The organism is Nocardiopsis mangrovi, from assembly GCF_042653925.1.
In the GTDB taxonomy this organism is placed as follows: domain Bacteria; phylum Actinomycetota; class Actinomycetes; order Streptosporangiales; family Streptosporangiaceae; genus Nocardiopsis_B; species Nocardiopsis_B mangrovi.
On record NZ_JBHSFQ010000018.1, the window covers coordinates 69,181 to 86,077 of the forward strand.

General features: G+C 67.6%; 13 protein-coding genes and 1 tRNA gene. 8 read left to right on the forward strand and 6 right to left on the reverse strand.

Annotated elements, in window-relative coordinates:
* Positions 1–232: 232 nt before the first annotated feature.
* Complete coding sequence (locus ACFO4E_RS18330; RefSeq protein WP_378576516.1) at positions 233–583, forward strand: DUF2637 domain-containing protein; 351 nt, start codon at positions 233–235, stop codon at positions 581–583.
* Here ACFO4E_RS18330 and ACFO4E_RS18335 read toward each other — a convergent pair.
* On the reverse strand, positions 504–1,691 hold the full coding sequence (locus ACFO4E_RS18335) for a Shedu anti-phage system protein SduA domain-containing protein (protein ID WP_378576422.1): 1,188 nt from the start codon (positions 1,689–1,691) through the stop codon (positions 504–506). The two genes, ACFO4E_RS18330 and ACFO4E_RS18335, sit on opposite strands and share 80 nt — an antisense overlap.
* A 100-nt stretch (positions 1,692–1,791) precedes the next feature.
* Here ACFO4E_RS18335 and ACFO4E_RS18340 point away from each other — a divergent pair, with 100 nt between their 5' ends.
* Positions 1,792–2,694, forward strand: coding sequence for an ImmA/IrrE family metallo-endopeptidase (locus tag ACFO4E_RS18340; protein ID WP_378576424.1), 903 nt, complete (start codon positions 1,792–1,794; stop codon positions 2,692–2,694).
* A gap of 179 nt (positions 2,695–2,873) precedes the next feature.
* Here the strand turns inward: ACFO4E_RS18340 and ACFO4E_RS18345 are convergent, their stop codons facing one another.
* Positions 2,874–4,574 carry a restriction endonuclease gene (locus ACFO4E_RS18345; protein ID WP_378576425.1) on the reverse strand — a complete coding sequence of 567 codons (1,701 nt, stop codon included), beginning with the start codon at positions 4,572–4,574 and terminating at the stop codon, positions 2,874–2,876.
* Between the two features lie 639 nt (positions 4,575–5,213).
* Here ACFO4E_RS18345 and ACFO4E_RS18350 point away from each other — a divergent pair.
* The 3 genes from ACFO4E_RS18350 (at position 5,214) to ACFO4E_RS18360 (ending at position 9,876) form a co-directional block, all read left to right on the forward strand.
* Complete coding sequence (locus ACFO4E_RS18350) at positions 5,214–5,690, forward strand: hypothetical protein (RefSeq protein ID WP_378576427.1); 477 nt, start codon at positions 5,214–5,216, stop codon at positions 5,688–5,690.
* Between the two features lie 528 nt (positions 5,691–6,218).
* Complete coding sequence (locus ACFO4E_RS18355) at positions 6,219–7,781, forward strand: CBS domain-containing protein (protein WP_378576429.1); 1,563 nt, start codon at positions 6,219–6,221, stop codon at positions 7,779–7,781.
* Positions 7,782–8,367: 586 nt separating this feature from the next.
* A complete protein-coding gene (locus ACFO4E_RS18360; protein WP_378576431.1) occupies positions 8,368–9,876 on the forward strand; it encodes a hypothetical protein in 1,509 nt (502 codons plus the stop codon).
* Positions 9,877–10,020: 144 nt separating this feature from the next.
* Here the strand turns inward: ACFO4E_RS18360 and ACFO4E_RS18365 are convergent, their stop codons facing one another.
* The 4 genes from ACFO4E_RS18365 to ACFO4E_RS18380 form a co-directional block, all read right to left on the reverse strand.
* Entirely contained in the window at positions 10,021–10,920 is a 900-nt protein-coding gene (locus tag ACFO4E_RS18365; RefSeq protein ID WP_378576433.1) for a nucleotidyl transferase AbiEii/AbiGii toxin family protein, read from the reverse strand.
* Positions 10,917–11,618: a type IV toxin-antitoxin system AbiEi family antitoxin domain-containing protein gene (locus ACFO4E_RS18370; RefSeq protein WP_378576435.1), complete on the reverse strand. Its 702-nt coding sequence runs from the start codon at positions 11,616–11,618 to the stop codon at positions 10,917–10,919. The genes ACFO4E_RS18365 and ACFO4E_RS18370 overlap by 4 nt, the downstream gene beginning before the upstream one ends.
* A 23-nt stretch (positions 11,619–11,641) precedes the next feature.
* Positions 11,642–11,926 (reverse strand): hypothetical protein, encoded by a 285-nt coding sequence (locus tag ACFO4E_RS18375; RefSeq protein ID WP_378576436.1) that lies wholly within the window; start codon positions 11,924–11,926, stop codon positions 11,642–11,644.
* Positions 11,927–12,354: 428 nt separating this feature from the next.
* Positions 12,355–12,439 (reverse strand) — tRNA-Leu (locus tag ACFO4E_RS18380).
* Between the two features lie 145 nt (positions 12,440–12,584).
* On the opposite strand from ACFO4E_RS18380, the gene ACFO4E_RS18385 reads away from it, so the two are divergent.
* The 3 genes from ACFO4E_RS18385 to ACFO4E_RS18395 all read left to right on the forward strand — a co-directional run bounded on the left by ACFO4E_RS18385 (position 12,585) and on the right by ACFO4E_RS18395 (position 16,641).
* Positions 12,585–13,907, forward strand: a complete 1,323-nt coding sequence (locus tag ACFO4E_RS18385) for a M20/M25/M40 family metallo-hydrolase (RefSeq protein WP_378576518.1) — start codon at positions 12,585–12,587, stop codon at positions 13,905–13,907.
* Positions 13,908–14,269: 362 nt separating this feature from the next.
* Positions 14,270–15,646 (forward strand): hypothetical protein, encoded by a 1,377-nt coding sequence (locus tag ACFO4E_RS18390; protein WP_378576438.1) that lies wholly within the window; start codon positions 14,270–14,272, stop codon positions 15,644–15,646.
* A 164-nt stretch (positions 15,647–15,810) separates the two neighbouring features.
* On the forward strand, positions 15,811–16,641 hold the full coding sequence (locus ACFO4E_RS18395) for a chaplin family protein (RefSeq protein ID WP_378576439.1): 831 nt from the start codon (positions 15,811–15,813) through the stop codon (positions 16,639–16,641).
* Positions 16,642–16,897: the final 256 nt, after the last annotated feature.

Below are 16,897 nucleotides of genomic sequence, written 5' to 3' on the forward strand. Positions count from 1 at the left end.
ACCCACCGATGCGAACCCCTATGGAAGGCGTTGCAGCAGAGCTGGGCGTTGACGGTGAACCGTTCACGGCAGTCAACAAAAAGTCCCAAAACACAAGGGTCCGGAATTCGACGGCTCTCTCCAAATGACCATGAAGTTCGATGCATACCTAAGCGTCCGAGCCAGAGCCGACCGATTCGTACACACTGCTTAAGGTTTCCACGGATCTCGTCCTCGAGAGGCGGTGACCGCGGTGGATTCTTCCCGCTGGTCCCGCTGGAGGACGCTCGCCGCCGTACTGATGCTCGCCGCCATCGCCGCAGTGGTCAGCTACAGCCACAGGTACGACCTCGCCCAACCCCATGGCGAACCCCAGTTGCTCGCGGCCTTCTTACCCCGCTCTGTCGACGACATGATCGTCGCCTCCTCAATGGCCCTGCTCGCCGACGCCCCCCGAGGCCGACGCGGCGGTCGGCGGGGCTCGGGAGCTGACGTGCCGCGTCGAGGTCCTGTAACGTTCCGCGTTATAGGCCGGATGGTCCGTCGAGAGAGCGTTGTGCGCTATCGATTAAGTCCTTGTACGTCATTACCTCGACTCTGCTGAGGTGGGTGTTCAGCGTCCGTAGGGCCTCATTAATCGCTTCCTCTGGGATTTCGGGTTGAGTGGCAGGGTGGCCAATGAGGACTGCGGCGCTAGCTCGGCGTACCTCGATCCCGAACTCCCTCCGGATGCGGTGACGATTCTCGTCAAGGCCAACAAGGTAATTGACCGCTTGGCCGACGGCGTCGTGTACCTGGGCGGTGGCAACCCATGCGTTGCGGTGGCGCTTCACAAGCGGCGTGTGCAGGTTGCTGGCGCGCTTGAGTTCTACGACGTGTAGGGATCCGTCGCCGCGGATCAGCGGAATATTGATCTCATCGCCCGGCACCAGCCTGCGATAGGCGGCCTCGCCGATGAAACGACCACCAAAGATCCAGTATTGGTTCTTCAGCGCTTGCTGAAGGTCGTTCTCGGAGGCCGCCGGATTCTCAGCAACTTCGCGTAGAATCGCAAGACCGGCTGAGCGTCGCTGCATCTCTGCGGCTTTGAGGAGGGTTTGACCGTTGGTGTCGGAGGCTAACACGGCCCACGCCTCCGGCGACATGACGATCTGCTTGGCGGCTTTGACCGGGTCTTCCACGTCGAGGCGTTCCATGAGGATTCGCCCCATCCACTCGGCCATCTCCGCGCGTCCTCGGAGTAATCGGTAGCGCCCCGGGCGGTCCTCCGGCGCATCGATGAACAGCGCGTCTCGACTGAGCGAACGAAAATGCATGATCACCTCATGAACCGTGGCCTCTGGGTGCTCGTTGAGGTACTCCTGAGTCGCGTCAGCCGAGTACTCATTGGCTATCCATGTACTCCCGGCCACGTAGTCGCGGTAGAGGGGACTGCGCTTGCCGTCCTGGAACAGGCGGTACCTATCCGTGAAGTCCGCCTGCAGGATTCGTTCTTCGGCGTAGTCCAGAGAATCCTGTAGGAGCCGCACTACATACCACTCTTCCGCGCCCGCGGCCTGAGATCGAGCCAGCTCCAGCAGGACGATGAGCTGTCGGCCACCACGACGGTGCCGCCCCCGCCCACTGCGCATGTGGTGAAGCACGCCAGTGATCGCGCTCCGCACAGCCTCGTTACCAGCCTCCTCCCGAGTCTTCTCCAACTGCAGTTCCAATGTGAAATCCGATCGCACAGCCACACGGCCATCATCGCGGTAAGGACTGACATCCGTGTGATCGTGGCCGGCGGGATCTGAGCAGAGTCCCCCGCAGAGCATGTCCAGGTACGAGAACGGCCTTAATCACCCTACCGAGGCCGTGTCCTTCGGCGCGAAAACCAAGACATCGGCGCGTAAGCAGAAGGCCGTTCGAGCCCAGGCGGCCATCGCACTCCACCTGCACGCCTGGCTGGAGGAGAAGTTCACGCTCCCCGTACCGGACGTCCCCACCTTCAGTAGGCCCGAACCGGAGACTGCGGCGGAGATGGTCCGCTCCTGTTGGGGACTGGGGGAGGCGCCGGCACCCAACATGGTGCACCTCCTTGAGGCACACGGCGTGCGTGTCTTCGCCCTTGATCCGGCTCACGCCGAGGTCGATGCTTTCAGTTTCTGGCGTGACGACACCCCCTTCGTTTTCCTCAACACCGCCAAAAGCGGGGAGAGAGGCAGATTCGATGGGGCGCACGAACTGGGCCACTTGGTACTGCACGGCCACGATCGGTCCCTCACCGGCCCCGAGGCCGAACGTGAAGCCAACCAGTTCGCCAGCGCCTTCCTCATGCCCCGCGCCGACGTCCAGGCTCGCGTGCCCGCGGGGGTAACGGCGGACCAGATCCTTAAAGCCAAGAGGTTCTGGAGGGTCTCGGCCATGGCCCTGGCCTACCGGCTACACGACCTGGGGCTGCTCAGCGACTGGCAGCACCGGGCGGCCTGCAAAGAGTTGGCCGAACTGGGGTTCCGAAGCGGCGAGCCAGGCGGCATACCCAGGGAGACCTCTCAGGTCCTGGCCAAGGTTTCGGCCAGGCTCCGCGAGAGTGGGAGGCCCCTGGCGCGCTTGGCCGTCGAACTCGGCCTCCCCAGCGATGAGCTCAACTCCCTGATGTTCGGGCTGGCCTTCACCCTCAACCATGGTCAGGGAAGCGGGGGCCCGGCAGCACCTCCCCGTCTCCATTTGGTTTGACCGCGCTTGATGGACGGGGGTGAGCCCTGCGCCAGCCGAGCGGTAGCCGTGCCGTGAGAGCGTTCCCGTGCCCAACGACGACGGCGACGGAAAGCCGGGGTCACAAGAGCGAGTTGCGAGTCTCGTTGACCGAAACCCGGCACTCCGTGACTCTCTCCCGCCTGGCGGGAGTCCAACGGTCATTGTGTTGGCCCAGGTCGCCCGGTCTGCTTGTTGTTGGACGCGCGGGGCTTGTGCTTCGGCGCGACCCCGGGTACGACGTCGATGCCGAGGTGCTCCTTGATCAGATGCTTCAGCTCGGCGCCGTTGATGAGTTTGATGCGGTTGCGTTGGGCGAACTGCTCACTGGCGCGGCCGAACCACGAGGTGGTCACCAGGACCCCTGTCGTCGCGTTGTGATCGGACATCACTCCGGTGAGCGCGTGGACGGCGTCGAGCCCGACCAGATTCGACCACCGTTTCGCCTGGATGAGACAGACACCGCCGAAGAAGATGTTCTTGCTCGTGGCCACTGCGTCGACACCCCCGTCCTTGGATGGGAGCGTGGTCCACGCCTCGGCTCCCATAGCGGAGAAGAGCTCCCGGACGAGGTGCTCGAATTCGGTCGGGTTCAGCTTGAGGAGGTTCTTGCGCGAGTCGAGGTCGGATACCACGTCGATGTCGTCGGCGAAGCGAAAGCGCTTCAGATCGAACTCGATGAGCGGCTCGATGGCTTCCAGATCGTAGGGGTTCGGGGAGACCAGCGCATTGAGTCGTTTCAGGCAGGCCACAGCGTCGACCTTGGAGAGCACCAAGTCCTCGAACTCGGCGCGTTCGCTCTCCACACTGAGCAGGTGAAGCAGGGTGGTCTTCCCCGTGGCGCGGTCGGTGGTGGTCAGCCGTCCGTTGAAAACGACGGCATCCACCACGTCGGCCGGCGTTGCACTGAGGATTTCGTGCAGGGTGCGCAGCGCCACGGATGCGATGAGTTGCGCGTAGCGCTTCTTCACTTCGGTCGCCGGGCGTGGGATCGGGTCGATCGCGTCGCGCGTCTTCACGTACTTGTAGCCGCGCACATCGGGGATCACGGACGTCGGTGGAAGTTCGAGCTCGACCACGATGTCACGGTTCTGCGGACGATAGGCGACCTGGAATTTCCTAGGGAACCCCTCCGGGTACGCCGACCTCTCCAGGATGCGCGCGACGAACCACTCGACGGCCTCGGGCCGGCCTTGGGCGAACTCAACGGAGCGGGTGTTCAGCAGGGCGTTCTCTGACCGTGCCTCGTCCTCGATTGCCCGGACACGAGCGGCGTGTTCGCCGCGGGCTTTCGACAGGGCACTCAGCCGTTGGCTCTCCCGTTCCTTGTGGGCGGTGACCGCGTCCTGGAATGCCTGCTTGGCTCGTTCGACCTCTCGATCATGACGAGCGGATCCGCCGAACAGCAGGCTGAAGAGCCCGGGAGGCTCCGGCTCATACTCGGCCCAGGCGGGCTGGAACTCGGGAGTGTCGAGGCGGCCCGGGTCGAACCGAGGGATCTTCGGTTTCACCACCAGATCGTCGAACCTCAGAGGGGCACGCTGAAGAGCGCCGGGGAGAGCACCATCGAGCGCGGCGACACGTTGTTCGACTTCCCGTGTTCGGTCCTCGGAGCGCTTCTGCTGGTCCTCGACGTGCTGCTGCTTGCGACGGCGCTCGGCTTCCTTCTCGCGACGCGCTTCCTCTTTCGCTGCGCGTTCGGCCTCACGGCGTGCTGCCGCCTGCTGTCGTTCCCATTCGGATCGGCCACCGCGTTGCGCCATGCCGCAGATTCTCCTGTCCGACGCGGACGAATGATTCTTCATGAAGGTAATTCGCGGCACTGACAATCGGAAGCGGATTGCGGAGACCTCATCCGTCACGGCAGAAAAGACATTCCGGGCAATACGGATGTAGACGCACCGGGGGTTGCGCGCGACAGCCTCCTCTCACGGTGGGGACATGCATACCTAGCGCCGGAGACCCTACTGTTCGCGTCCCTGATGTCGCACGGGGTGGGCAGCATGGAGTCGCTCAGCTGTCCGCGAGAGTGAAATCCCCCACCTTCTAGGAGGCCCGTTGTGCCTGCTCGAAACTTCGGTGGCCGGTTTTCCGACCGACCGACAAGCGTGATCGTGATCGTCACGATTCTCATTGTCATCCTCGCCCTGGACTGATCCAGCCCTGCGATTGCCCTGACCATGGAGGCGTACATGCCGACCCCACGCTTTCCGACCGCGTGCCTGCCGGACGCGGACCCGTATCCCGCCGTGCCGCGATTGGCCACAGCGGAGGTCGCCACGTGATGGCACCCAACCACGCTGCCACCGGGGCGGTGACCGGGCTGGTGAGCCCCCTGGCCACTGCCCCGATAGCCGGGATGCCCACCAGCCCGGGCGTGCTGTTCGTCGGCGCCCTCATCGGTGCCGGCGCAGCACTGGTACCCGACTTCGACCACCCCGATTCCACGGCCAGCAGATCCCACGGGCCGTTCACGCGGGAGCCGGCCCGGGGCGCGCGCCTTGTCGGCGATGGCGTACCGGTGTACCTGTACTCCTGGCGACGCCGGCAACGTCGGCACGCACCGCTACCTGTTGCACACGCCGGCGTTCACCGTCGTGATCGGGATGTCAATAGGGATGCTGTGCCTGGGGCCACCCGCTCGCGCCGTCACGGTGTGGCTGCTGCTGTGCCTTGCACTACGCGGCCTCGGTCGCCTGCCTCGCGCCGGCAAGGTGCGCGATGCGCCGACCGGATGGCTGGCCATGGCCCGGGGCGGGAACGGATTCCTGCGTCTGCTGCCTCACCAAGCACGCGACGCACTCGGTGGGTGGTTCTCGCTGTCGCTCCTGGCCGTCGCGCTCACCTATCTACTGCTGCATTCCGGAGTGCATACCCGCGCCTATGTCGGAGCCGCGGTGGCGTTAGGGATGGTCACCCACATCCTCGGCGACGCGATCCCCCAACGGCCGTTCCGCCGGCCTGGCCCGTGCAGGTGAGGGGAGGCGTTGGGCGATGCTAGGTGCCCCGAAGCGTTATGGAATTCACGCTGGCGTATGTCAGGAGAAAGTCATCGGCATGTTCTCCGGGGCTGGCGCGGTTATGCTCAACTTCCTTCTGCTCGCAGGCTGATGCTTGGAGGACGGCACCACCCGAAGTCCAGTCGGAAGGGACGCTGAATTCCGGGAATTCAGATGGCTGAACCACCACCACGATGCGGAAGGGCGTGTCGTGACAGTAGGTCAGGAGTCCGCATCGAATAGTGAGTGAAGCCGCGTTTCGCGTCTCCATGCGGCTCACGCATACGTAGGGTCCCGGGTCAATCCATCCTTCCTGACCTCCGGCCGCTCCTCCTCTGGTCTGGAATGGGAGGCGGGATGCTGTCATGCGGACCGGTGAGAGTGTGCGCACCGATAAATGATCATGGATTCCGGGTGGACCCGGATCTGAAAACGGCGCACTCGCGCTGTGGTGATCGGTATCATGATGGAATCTTTTCTCTAGCGGCAGTACCCAAGGGGAGATTCGTGGCCGATTTCACTTCCGCAGCCTGGATGATCCGCGGAGGCAGATGGGGGGAGCGGGAAGAAGCGGCGCTTCGTGAAGGGCTGACCATCCTTGGCTGGGATGAGCTGGACGACATCGGCGGATGCTCCTCGAAGGAAGAGCTGAGGGAGCTGATCACGGCGACCTACCCCGGATCCGGTAAAGCGCGGATCGCGAACTGGACAGGGCAGCTCTGGCGGTTTCTGAGTGTGATCGACGTCGGCGACTACATCGTCATGCCCCGCAAAGATCGCCCTTCCCTCGTGGCGTTCGGCCGGGTGACCGGGGCGTATCGCTACCGCGGCGACGCGCCACCCGGGTTCCGCCTCACCCGTCCGGTCGAGTGGCTGAGGACGGATGTTCCCCGCTCCGCGATCAAGCGGGACCTCCTCGACAGCATGGGATCGCTGCTCACGGTCTGTCGCCTCAGTCGTTTTGACGCCGCCAGGCGCGTTGCCGACCTCGCTGAACACGGCACCGACCCCGGGCCCGGAACCGATGCAGACCAGCCAGACGAGCACAGGGCCGCAAGCCGTGCGGAACTGCTCGCGAAGGCGGCACACCCCGATTCCGACAGCCCTCTACGGCTGACCGTCCGCGAGTTCCTTGAGTACTGGGGAGCGACTCGCCGGACGTCGGAGACCGTCGCGCGGATCGAGAAGGAACTGGACGAGAAAGGATTGACCACTCGGCCGCCTTTCACCGAAGGATGGATCCACGCCACCATCGAGCTCGTCCCTCTCGGCGAAGAACCCGTCCTGGGCGAGTCGAGTACGGAAGCCCAGGTGGCCGCCGACACTGAGGACGTTTCGGATCTCCCGCCGATGACGCTCCGCATCGGGGATCTGGATCCGGCGAATCGGGGTGTCACATCGGTCGCCCCCGGAACGCCCCTCCGCCGGGCCATCACCATGATGCTCGTCAACAACTACTCCCAGCTCGCCGTCATTTCTGAGGAAGGTACTTTCCACGGCGCGGTGAGCTGGGAATCCATGGGGCAGGCACGCGTTGCCGACCCGAAGGCACCTCTGGAGAATGCGATCACCTCCGCATCGCTGGTCGAGTACGACGAGCCGCTGCTCAACCAGATTCGCCAGATCTACGACAAGGGTTTCGTCTTCGTCCGGAGCCCGGACAAGTCTCGGATCAGCGGGATCATCACCGCGGCCGATCTCACCCAGCAGTTCGACGAACTGGCCCGCCCATTCGTGCTCATCGAGGAGGCCGAGCGGCGGCTGCGCCGCCGGGTCGACGAAGTGTTCACGCTTGAGGAGATCCGCGCGGTGGCTCGGAGGAACCCGGCCCGAATCCAGTCGGCCGCCGATCTCACACTGGGCAACTACCGGTTCCTGCTCACGCCGGAGGAGAACTGGGACAAGCTCGCGTGGAACCTGGACCAAGACGTGTTCCTCGAGCTGCTGAAGGCGGTGAACGCGATCCGCAACGAGACCATGCACTTCAGCCCGGATCCGCTGACGCCTGAGCAGTTCGAACAGCTCAACGGCTTCGTCGGACTACTCAGGACGGTGGATCCCGCCGGCTGATCCGCGAGTGGGTCGGAAGGGCGGACGCCAAGCGCCTCGGCGCCGGCGCCGAGGCGCTCACGGCCACCTCTGGGATTCGCGTGTGCCGGACGAGACGAGCACGGAGTGCGGGGATACGTCCCGCGCAGTTCAGATAGAGACGGATCCGATGACGAACGCGCCTGACAGCTCCTGGATTCCCAGCGATTTCCTTCGCGCGCTCATCGCCGACGACGAGGCGGAATCACCTGCGACTCGTGTCGCGGCGCACCGTGTGCGGGATATGACACCGGGAGCCGAGCGTTCAAGGCTGCTGAACACGCTCCTAACCGGTCCCCACCATAAGACGGCTCCCCTGTGGTTGCTCGAAGCCGCGATCGACGATGGCAACGAGCCCGACGCCCAGGGGCACACCCACTATTGGGGGGCACCGAGTCCCGATGTCGCCGCGTTGGGGCACCCGTCATGCCCGCCCTCGTTGCGAACGCGTGTGCTGAGGGAGTGCGATGGTGACCGGCTTGCTCGCCTCGGATCCGGCACCTCGAACGATGAACTTGCACACGCGGTCGCGCGGGAACTCACTCGGAGAGTTGCCACTCCGTCGCCCATGACACCCGAGCTGCTGGAAGAACCGACGGTCGCCCAGGTGGTCCTGCGTGTACGCGCATTGCACGAGGTTGTCTTCGCGGCAGCTCTCAACGCACTGCCTGGCTGTCCACGTCATCCGGACGCGGATTCGGAAGACCTTGATGCCGATATGGACCGGCACCTGGCCGACTTCCGCGCGTGGGAGCAGATGTGGCGCGGAATCCTCGGCGCGCACCCGGAAGCGCATTGGCGAATCGTGGAGTGGGCCGATGAATCGCCCGCCGAGTCCGTGATCCGGCACCGGCTTCTCGAAGACCTGCCATGGCAGGTCGAAGACGAGCTGCTCCTTGCGCTTGCCGTGCGCGATGTCCTTGACTTCGCCTGGAGCGTTCTCATAGCGAAGTCCGCGCGCATGCGCCGTGACGGGTTGGCGGCGTCCCAGGTCAGGGAAAAACTGTCCGGCGAACTCGCGCAACTTCCGGAACGGAGGCGGGAAAGGGCTGAGGAGTTCATCCGTGACGAGGGGACGGTGCTCGATTTCGAACTGAGGGCGCCGGTGCACTGGGTGCGCGGGACAGCTTCCAAACGCTGGAGGTACCTGCTCGACCCGGACGAAGCCACGGAGTACGGGCGCCCGAGGGCCTGGCGCGCATCCGAAGCCACACTCGCCGAGATCGGGCGGCGCTTCGCCGACGTCGCCGTCCGCGCCGTGGAGTACTGGGAAGCCGATTCCAAGTCCCTCACCTGGGCGCTGGATGACATCCGCTGGGTTCGAGCAATGTTGCTTCACCTTTCCGAGGTCACACCAGAGATCAAACTGGCGGTCTCGCCGATCGTCGCGGAAGCGCGCAGGAGACTGGAACGCCGTTCCCCCTGGTGGGGTGGCTATCAGGGGTACGAAGAGTCGCGTCAGGCCACCGCCATGCTCGACACGATCCGCAGGATCGTCGAGGATCCGGTTCCCCAGCCCGCCCCGGACCGGAGGACTCCCGTCGGCGACCCCGACAAGGTGACCCCGAAAGAACTCGCCGGCCTTTCAGGCGAAGTCCTCACCTCTTACATCGATCGGCACACGGGCGACGACGAACTCGTGGAGAAGGCGCTCCTTTCACTCGCGATCCGGGGCTGCCCAGGGGCGTTCTTCGAGGACATGCTGGGACGCCACACCGCCCCGGAGGAGGGGCTGATCCGTACTACCGTCGACCTTCGCAGACGCCTCGGCGGTGGTCCCAGCTATCGCGAGGGATGGACACGGCTCGTCCTGGCACTGCCCGATCCTCGGTCGGAGCTGGTGCGTGCCCTGCCGGCCTGGACGGCCCTGCGCGCTCAGAGAGGAGGCCCCAGGCAGGCCCATCCGTCCGTCGTCTCGGTCGTTCGTGACGCTCTCGGCACGGACGACAAGGCGTGGGGACGGTTCGCCGAAAGTCCTGCGAAGAACACGGGGCCTGATGCCTGGTACCGCTTGGGCGACATCCTTGATGCCGCGGCGCAGGCCGCCCCGTGGCCGAAACCGCCGACACGACAATGAGGCAGTGTGCGGTCCCGCAGCGGCCAGATGAGATCGGAGTTCTTCATGCCTTGGACGCTCATGGCCTCCGAACCCGGGATGCTACTCCGTTTCTCGTTCAACGGGCTGTGGCGGAACGTGAAGTGCGGTTCGTGGGGCAGCTGACTACTCGTCTCGCTTCCAGATACCTGCTTGAGGATTCCAGTCCCCCTCAGCCGTCTCCTCAAGCAGCGGGTCGAGAAACGGGGAGACGAGGCTGAGAGCCCCGTCCAGTGTGCGGGCGGGCAGGGATAGGGCCCGTGCCGCTTCAGCCGCGTAGCCGGGCTCCCACAGGCCGCGGTCGGGGACGGTGAACCGGTGGGGGAGCGCCAGGTTTCGGCGTTCAGCCTCGGAGCGTAGGGCCTTGAGTTGGAGATCGGCGGGCGGACGCGTCTGGGTGATGACGGAGACCAGGTCGACGAGATCCTTGAAGCGCGTGGAGGGCCGTCGCTCAGGGCCGTGGCGTTCGAGGATGGCGCAGGTCTTGTCGGCGACGTGATCGACCAGAGGGTAGACCCGGTAGCCGGGGCGCTCCAGACCGGGAACGTCCAGGGGAGGTAGGGGCGGGACGTCCTCGGGGGTGCCGGTCATGCGGATGTTCTCGGCGATGACGTCCACATGGAACTTCGCCCATACGGCGGCTCCGAGGCGGGAGGTGATCGGTACCCGGACGCCGTTGGCGCCATCGGAGATGGGCGTCGATGCCCCGGGTTCGAAGCGAAACCAGTCGCCGATGTCTTGTGCGGCTGCTTCGCGCAGGTCCCGTTCGGCCGCTTCGCGGCTGGTGGCCCGGTAGATGTCGATGTCCACCGTGCGGCGGACCGCGAGTTCGCGGGCAAGGAGCGCGGTCGCGCCTTTGACGATCCAGCCGTCGTCGGCGTGGTAGAGACGCGCGAGCAACCGGTCGTAGGCGAATTGACGCTGAAGCTCGGGCAGGGGCCACGGGCCGTTGGGCCGCGCGGTCGAGCGAAGACGTTCGGTGAGAGCGCGGCGGAACGCAGCAGGGGTCTTGTACGAAAGCGTCATAGCGGTGACGTGGTGGTTTCCGTGTCGGTGGCCTGGCCGAGCCAGCGGTCCCGTTCCGGGGCCGAGGTGAGGTCGAGGAGCCAGCGCAGCAGGGCCGGCCCGTCTCCGCGGCGTAGGCCGAAGTGTGCGGCATGTGCGGCGAGCGACCGGACCATCGCGGCGGGGTGGTCGTGGCCTCCGCGGAGTGCTTCGGCCAGGACGTGGCCGACCGCGCCGGGATCCTCACGGGCCGCCAGCAGGTCGGAGGTGATGCGCCGTGGCCTCGTTACCGGAAGTCCGTCGAGAGTGGTCCACTCGGATTCGGTGAGGCGGCCGCGGTGCAGCCGCAGATCGGATCGGCGGGACTGCCTGCGCTTGGGCAGGGTGAACTCGTGGATGTCGGCGGGTAGGTGTCCAAGGCCGTAGAGCGCGGCTGCGGACCGGTGGGATACGACGCCGTCGTCGGGTGCGCGCTCCCAGGCGGGGGTGTCGGGGGCGAGTTGGAGCCATGCGGCGCGCAGATCGAGACGGTCCGGGGGTGGAGCTCCCCGAAGGCGGTAGACGCCGTGCGCCACGCGTTCGACGGTGGCCGCTTCTGTGGCGAGCCGGGCGAGCGTACTCCAGGCCATCCCGGTCGCTTCGGCTTGCCGGCGGGTGAACAGTCCCCACTGCTCCTCGGCGATGTCGGTCAGCGCGCTCATGGCGCTCGATCGGGACATGTCTGCATTATATAGCGCCGCCGCTACGCAGCGCAGGCCTTCCCTAACCAGCGTGCTGCGAAGTTATCGGGAGCGCTATATAACGAAGCTTCATTGCCGATCGCAGCGATGAGAACCATGTAGACCATGGTTCCTGAGTCGACTTCTCGGGACACCGTCGAAAGCTCGGCTCCGTCCCGCGGCGGCAACATCCTCCGGTCGCCGTCGCCGTCGCCGTCGCCGTCGCCGTCGCCGTCGCCGTCGCCGTCGCCGTCGCCGTCGCCGTCGCCGTCGAGATCGGATCGGCGTTCTCTGTCATAGCGGGCCACTTGCTCGTGTGAGGAAGACAAAGGTCCGGATCGGCGGAAGGGTGCGGCATGTCGGTGGATGGGCAGCGAGATCTGTCGCCGTGGATCCGGCGCGGCTCTGTCGGCGGGCCGCTCCCCGCAGGCCGGCCGGGCCTCGTCGATCGGCCGGGCTGCCGGTGCCGTCACGGCAACAGGAGTTCCCGGCCGCGAGGACTACCTGGGCGAAAAGCCTCTATGTTCGGGAAGACCGGCTTCTGAGAGCCCTGGCACGTGCCCTTCCGGGACGTGGCCCGCTCGATGCCGTTCGACATCTGTGTTCGCGTGACCTGATGGTCCTCTGCGATGCGACGAGCTGGACGGTCGTCGGGGTCGGGAATGACGAAAGCCCGACCCGGAGTGGACTCGTTGAGCAGCTCGGGTCAGGCTTACACCTGCTAGGGGTGATTACGTGTCCGAGGGGGGACTTGAACCCCCATGCCCTTAACGGGCACTAGCACCTCAAGCTAGCGCGTCTACCTATTCCGCCACCCGGACCTGGGTGTGCCGGGGTGCCTTTGGGCTCCCGGACAGGGTTAACCATAGCAAAGGTCGGAGGCCGGACGTACATCGTTTTCGGGGGCGGGGGAGGATGGGAGGGTCGGTGCAGGATGTCGGTGTGAGAGAGGAGCTGGTGCAGACCATGGGCGGCGGGAACGAAGGGCTCGGGGCGGCCGAGGTCGAAGTGGTGGATCTGTGCCGAGAGCTGATCGCCATCGACACCTCCAACTATGGCGACCACTCGGGTCCGGGGGAGCGGGTGGCCGCCGAGTATGTGGCGGGGAAGCTGGACGAGGTCGGGATCGAACCCGCGATCTACGAGTCGCACCCCGGCCGCAGCAACGTCGTGGCGCGGATTCCGGGGGCCGATCGGGATCGGCCGCCGCTGCTGATCCACGGGCACCTGGACGTGGTGCCCGCCGATGCCGCCGACTGGACGCACGACCCCTTCGCCGGCGAGGTCGCCGACGGCTGCGTGTGGGGCCGCGGGGCCATCGACATGAAGGACATGGACGCCATGGTCCTGGCCGTGCTGCGGCAGCGCATGCGCGAGGGGCGTACCCCGCCGCGCGACATCGTGCTCGCCTTCCTCGCCGACGAGGAGGCCGGCGGGACGTGGGGCGCGCAGTGGCTGGTCGACCGGCACCCGGAGCTGTTCGCCGATTGCAGCGACGCCATCAGCGAGGTCGGCGGCTTCAGCTTCACCGTCGCCGACGACCGCCGCCTCTACCTGATCGAGACGGCGGAGAAGGGCATCGCGTGGATGAAGCTGACCGCGCGCGGGACCGCCGGCCACGGGTCGATGGTCAACCACGACAACGCGGTCACCGAACTCGCCGACGCGATCGCCCGGCTGGGGCGCCATGAGTTCCCCATCAGGCTGACGAAGACGGTGCGGACCTTCCTGGAGGAGGTCTGCGACGCCTACGGGATCGAGTTCTCCGAGGACGACGTCGAGGCGACCGTCGCCCGGCTCGGCCCGATCGCGAGCATGATCGGCGCGACCCTGCGGCACACGGTCAACCCCACCGTCCTCGACGGGGGATACAAGGCCAACGTCATCCCCGGCACCGCGACCGCCCAGGTCGACGGCCGTTTCCTGCCGGGCATGGAGGAGGAGTACTTCGCCGAGATCGACCGGCTGCTCGGCCCGAAGGTCGGCCGCGAGTTCATTCACCACCTGCCGTCGGTCGAGACCGACTTCGAGGGCGGCCTGGTCAGCGCCATGGCCGAGTCGCTGCTGGCCGAGGACCCGGCGGCCAAAGCGGTCCCGTACTGCCTGTCGGGCGGCACCGACGCGAAGAGCTTCCAGCGGCTCGGCATCCGCAACTACGGGTTCGCGCCGCTGAAGCTGCCGCCGGAGCTCAACTTCTCCGGGATGTTCCACGGGGTCGACGAGCGCGTGCCGGTCGACGGCCTGCGCTTCGGGGTGCGGGTGCTCGACCGCTTCATCGACTTGAGCTGACGGGGCGGGGGCCTCTCCCGTACCCCCGGTTCGCCGCCCCCGCCCCCCGCCCCACGCTCCCCAGTCCCCCCGCTCCGCCCCGTCGCTTCGGGTGGTCCGGTGGGTTGGGGGAGTCGTTCCGGTTCGGATGGGGTGGCTTTGCGGAAGGGCCCGGAGGCGGGCGGGCGGGCCGGGAAAAAATCCCGGTCCGTTTTCCGTTTCGCTCCACCGTCTTGCCCAGTGTGGTGTTACGGTGACTGTCAGTTCACAAAGGATTCCTCTCTGTGAACGTCCCTGTGCGCGGGCCCTGTGGCCGAGCGGTCGTGTCCGGCCGCTGCGCGCACGGTTGGATCGACGGCATCGATACTCCGAGGTGGCAACCCATGGCGTTCGCGGACCGGCAGTGGCGGGGACTCCCCGCCCGTGCCGCGCGCGTTCCCATGGCGACGGCACTTGTACGGGTACTTCTGCTGAGTGGTCTGGCCCTCGCGGGCTGGCTGCTCGGCGGTGTCGCGGCCGCTGTCGCCGAGGACCCGGCCCGGCTCTCCGAGCCGGCCGAATCGGCCGAGCGGGCGGGCCTTGCCGGGCCGGCCGACTCCGTTGTTCTGCCCGGGTCGGCCGAGTCCACCGACTCCGACGAATCCGACGCGTCCGCCGGCTCCGTTCGCGGGTCCGGTTCCGGCGCCACCGGCTCTCCCGAGACCGGGAGCTCCGGTTCCACCGCCCCGTCCGCGGCCGGGAGCTCCGGTTCCACGGGCCGGTCCGGCCGCTCCGGGTCGCCGGAGGAGCCTGCGGCCGGCGTGTCGTCCGGTGACCGTGCCGCGGCCGTGGACCGGCTCGCCGGCACCCTCGGCGCCGGTGGCTCGGCCGACTCCGCTGACTCCGCGCGGATCGCCCGTTCCACCGATCCGGCCGACACCACCGGCTCCGCCGACTCCACCGACTCCACCGGGGCCACCGGCCCCTCGCGGGAAGCGACGCCGGCGCCCGCCGGATCACCGGTCCGCGTCGGCCCGGTCGGCGACCGTGTCGCCCGGATCGTCTCGGCCGCGCGGCCGGGGGAGGTCCTCCCGGCGGTCGCCGAGGCCGGAACGGCCACGGGGCACGGGGCGCGCCAGGTCGTCGAGGCCGCGGCGGGCACCACCGGCGGGGTCGTCTCCGGAACCGTCGAGGCCGGTCGCCGTGTGGGCGACTACGCCGGCGACTCCCTGGGCGGGTCCCCGCTGACCCAAGCCGTATCCGACGGCCTCGCCGGTCCCGCCGGCGGGCTCCGCGACGGCTTGCAGCAGGTGGTCGACGACGGCTCGCGCTCAGCGCTGCCCGTCCTCGGCGCTCCGCTCGGCTCCATCGGCGGTCTCCCGGCACCCGATGGCCTCGCCCCGGCGGAGGAGGGCGACGACGCGGCACGCGAGAGCGACCGCGACGACGCCGCCGCCGACAGCGATGGCGAACGCTCCGCCCAGCAGGTACTGAACCCCGCCGTGACCATGGCCGGCCACGTCGACGCGCTCGCCCAGCGGGCCGCGCACGACCAGGCCGCCGCCGGACGGCACCACGACGCGGCCTCCGCGCCGTGGCAGGGCGGCTCCGACTCTGCTGGAGCGGTGTCGTCGTCCTCGGTTCCCGTGCCGGCCACGGCAGGGTTCCTGATGAACCGCAGCGATGTGCTGCGCCTCACCGCCCAGCGCGTCGCGCTGCCCGGTGACCCGACGCTGGTCGTCCGCGACGCCGCCGACGACCCGTCCTTCTCTCCCGACTAACGGGTTCACGGGCGACGAGAGCGCGCGCCCACACCGGTCTCGGCCCTGATGCGGCCCGCCGGTTCCGCGCCGCCTCCGCCCGGACCGCTGCGCGCCTGTCACGCGTGACCCCCGTTTGGCGCCCCCCGATCTACGAATCCGAACGAACCTTGAGGAACTGTCACATGTCACGGACATATACGACGACGTTCGCCGCATTGGTCGCGGCCGGCTTCTTCACCGTTGCTCCGATCGCCTCCGCCGACACCAGCACGAGCGGGAACGGCTCGCTCGGGGGCGGGAACCAGGCCGTGGCCGATGCCGACGTGCCGGTCAACCTGTGCGGCAACGCGGTGGCGCTGCTCGGCAACTCCGGCGCCCAGTGCTCCGGCTCCGGGGCGGCGGTCGTCGAGGGCAAGGGCCGCAACGAGGGATCTTCCACCTCCACCAGCGGGAACGGCTCCCTGCTGGGCGGCAACCAGCTCGACGCCGACGCCGATGTCCCGGTGAACGCGTGCGGCAACGCCGTGTCCGTGCTCGGCAACTCCGGTGCGGACTGCGACGACTCCGGTGCCGCCGTCGGCGAGGGGACCGGCTCCGGCCGCGGTGACGGGCACGGCGACGGGCACGGCGACGGCGACGGCCCGGACGGGTACCCGGGTGGGGACGACGACGAGCCCGGGCGCGAGCCGGACGGCGGCCCCGGCGATGACGGCCCCGGCACGGACGGGCCCGAGGGCCCGGGTGGCGGTGAACCCGAGCACCACGGCAACGAGGAAGAGGGAGAAGGAACCCCTGATGACCACGGTGCCACATCCCCGGACACCCCGTCCGGTGGAGACACCGCCCCGGCCGGGCCCGGTTCCGAGGCCGAGGTGAGTTCCGCCGGAGACGCGGCGCTCCCGGCGACCGGAACCGGCCTGATCCCGTTCGTCGCCGCAGCGGTGGGGGCCGTCGCCGTCGGCGCCGGAGCCCTCCTGCTCGGTCGGCGCCGGGGAGCACGCTCCCGGCGATAGAGGACATCGGCTTCCCCGGTCCTGTGACCGGGGGGCTGACGCGAGTCCCGCGACGCGGCCACGATCGCGGGGTTCACGTCAGCCTCCGCTCATCCGGAGCGGAGCTGAACCGGGCGTGCACCACTCGTCAGCGAGCCACGCGCGAGGAGTTGCGCGCTCCCCGTCCGGACCGGGACCGCACCCGCCAGGTGCGGTCGAACGGACGGCCACGGCCAATGGGCTGCCGTGCCCCTCCCAGGGGCAAGGGCCTCCGCGG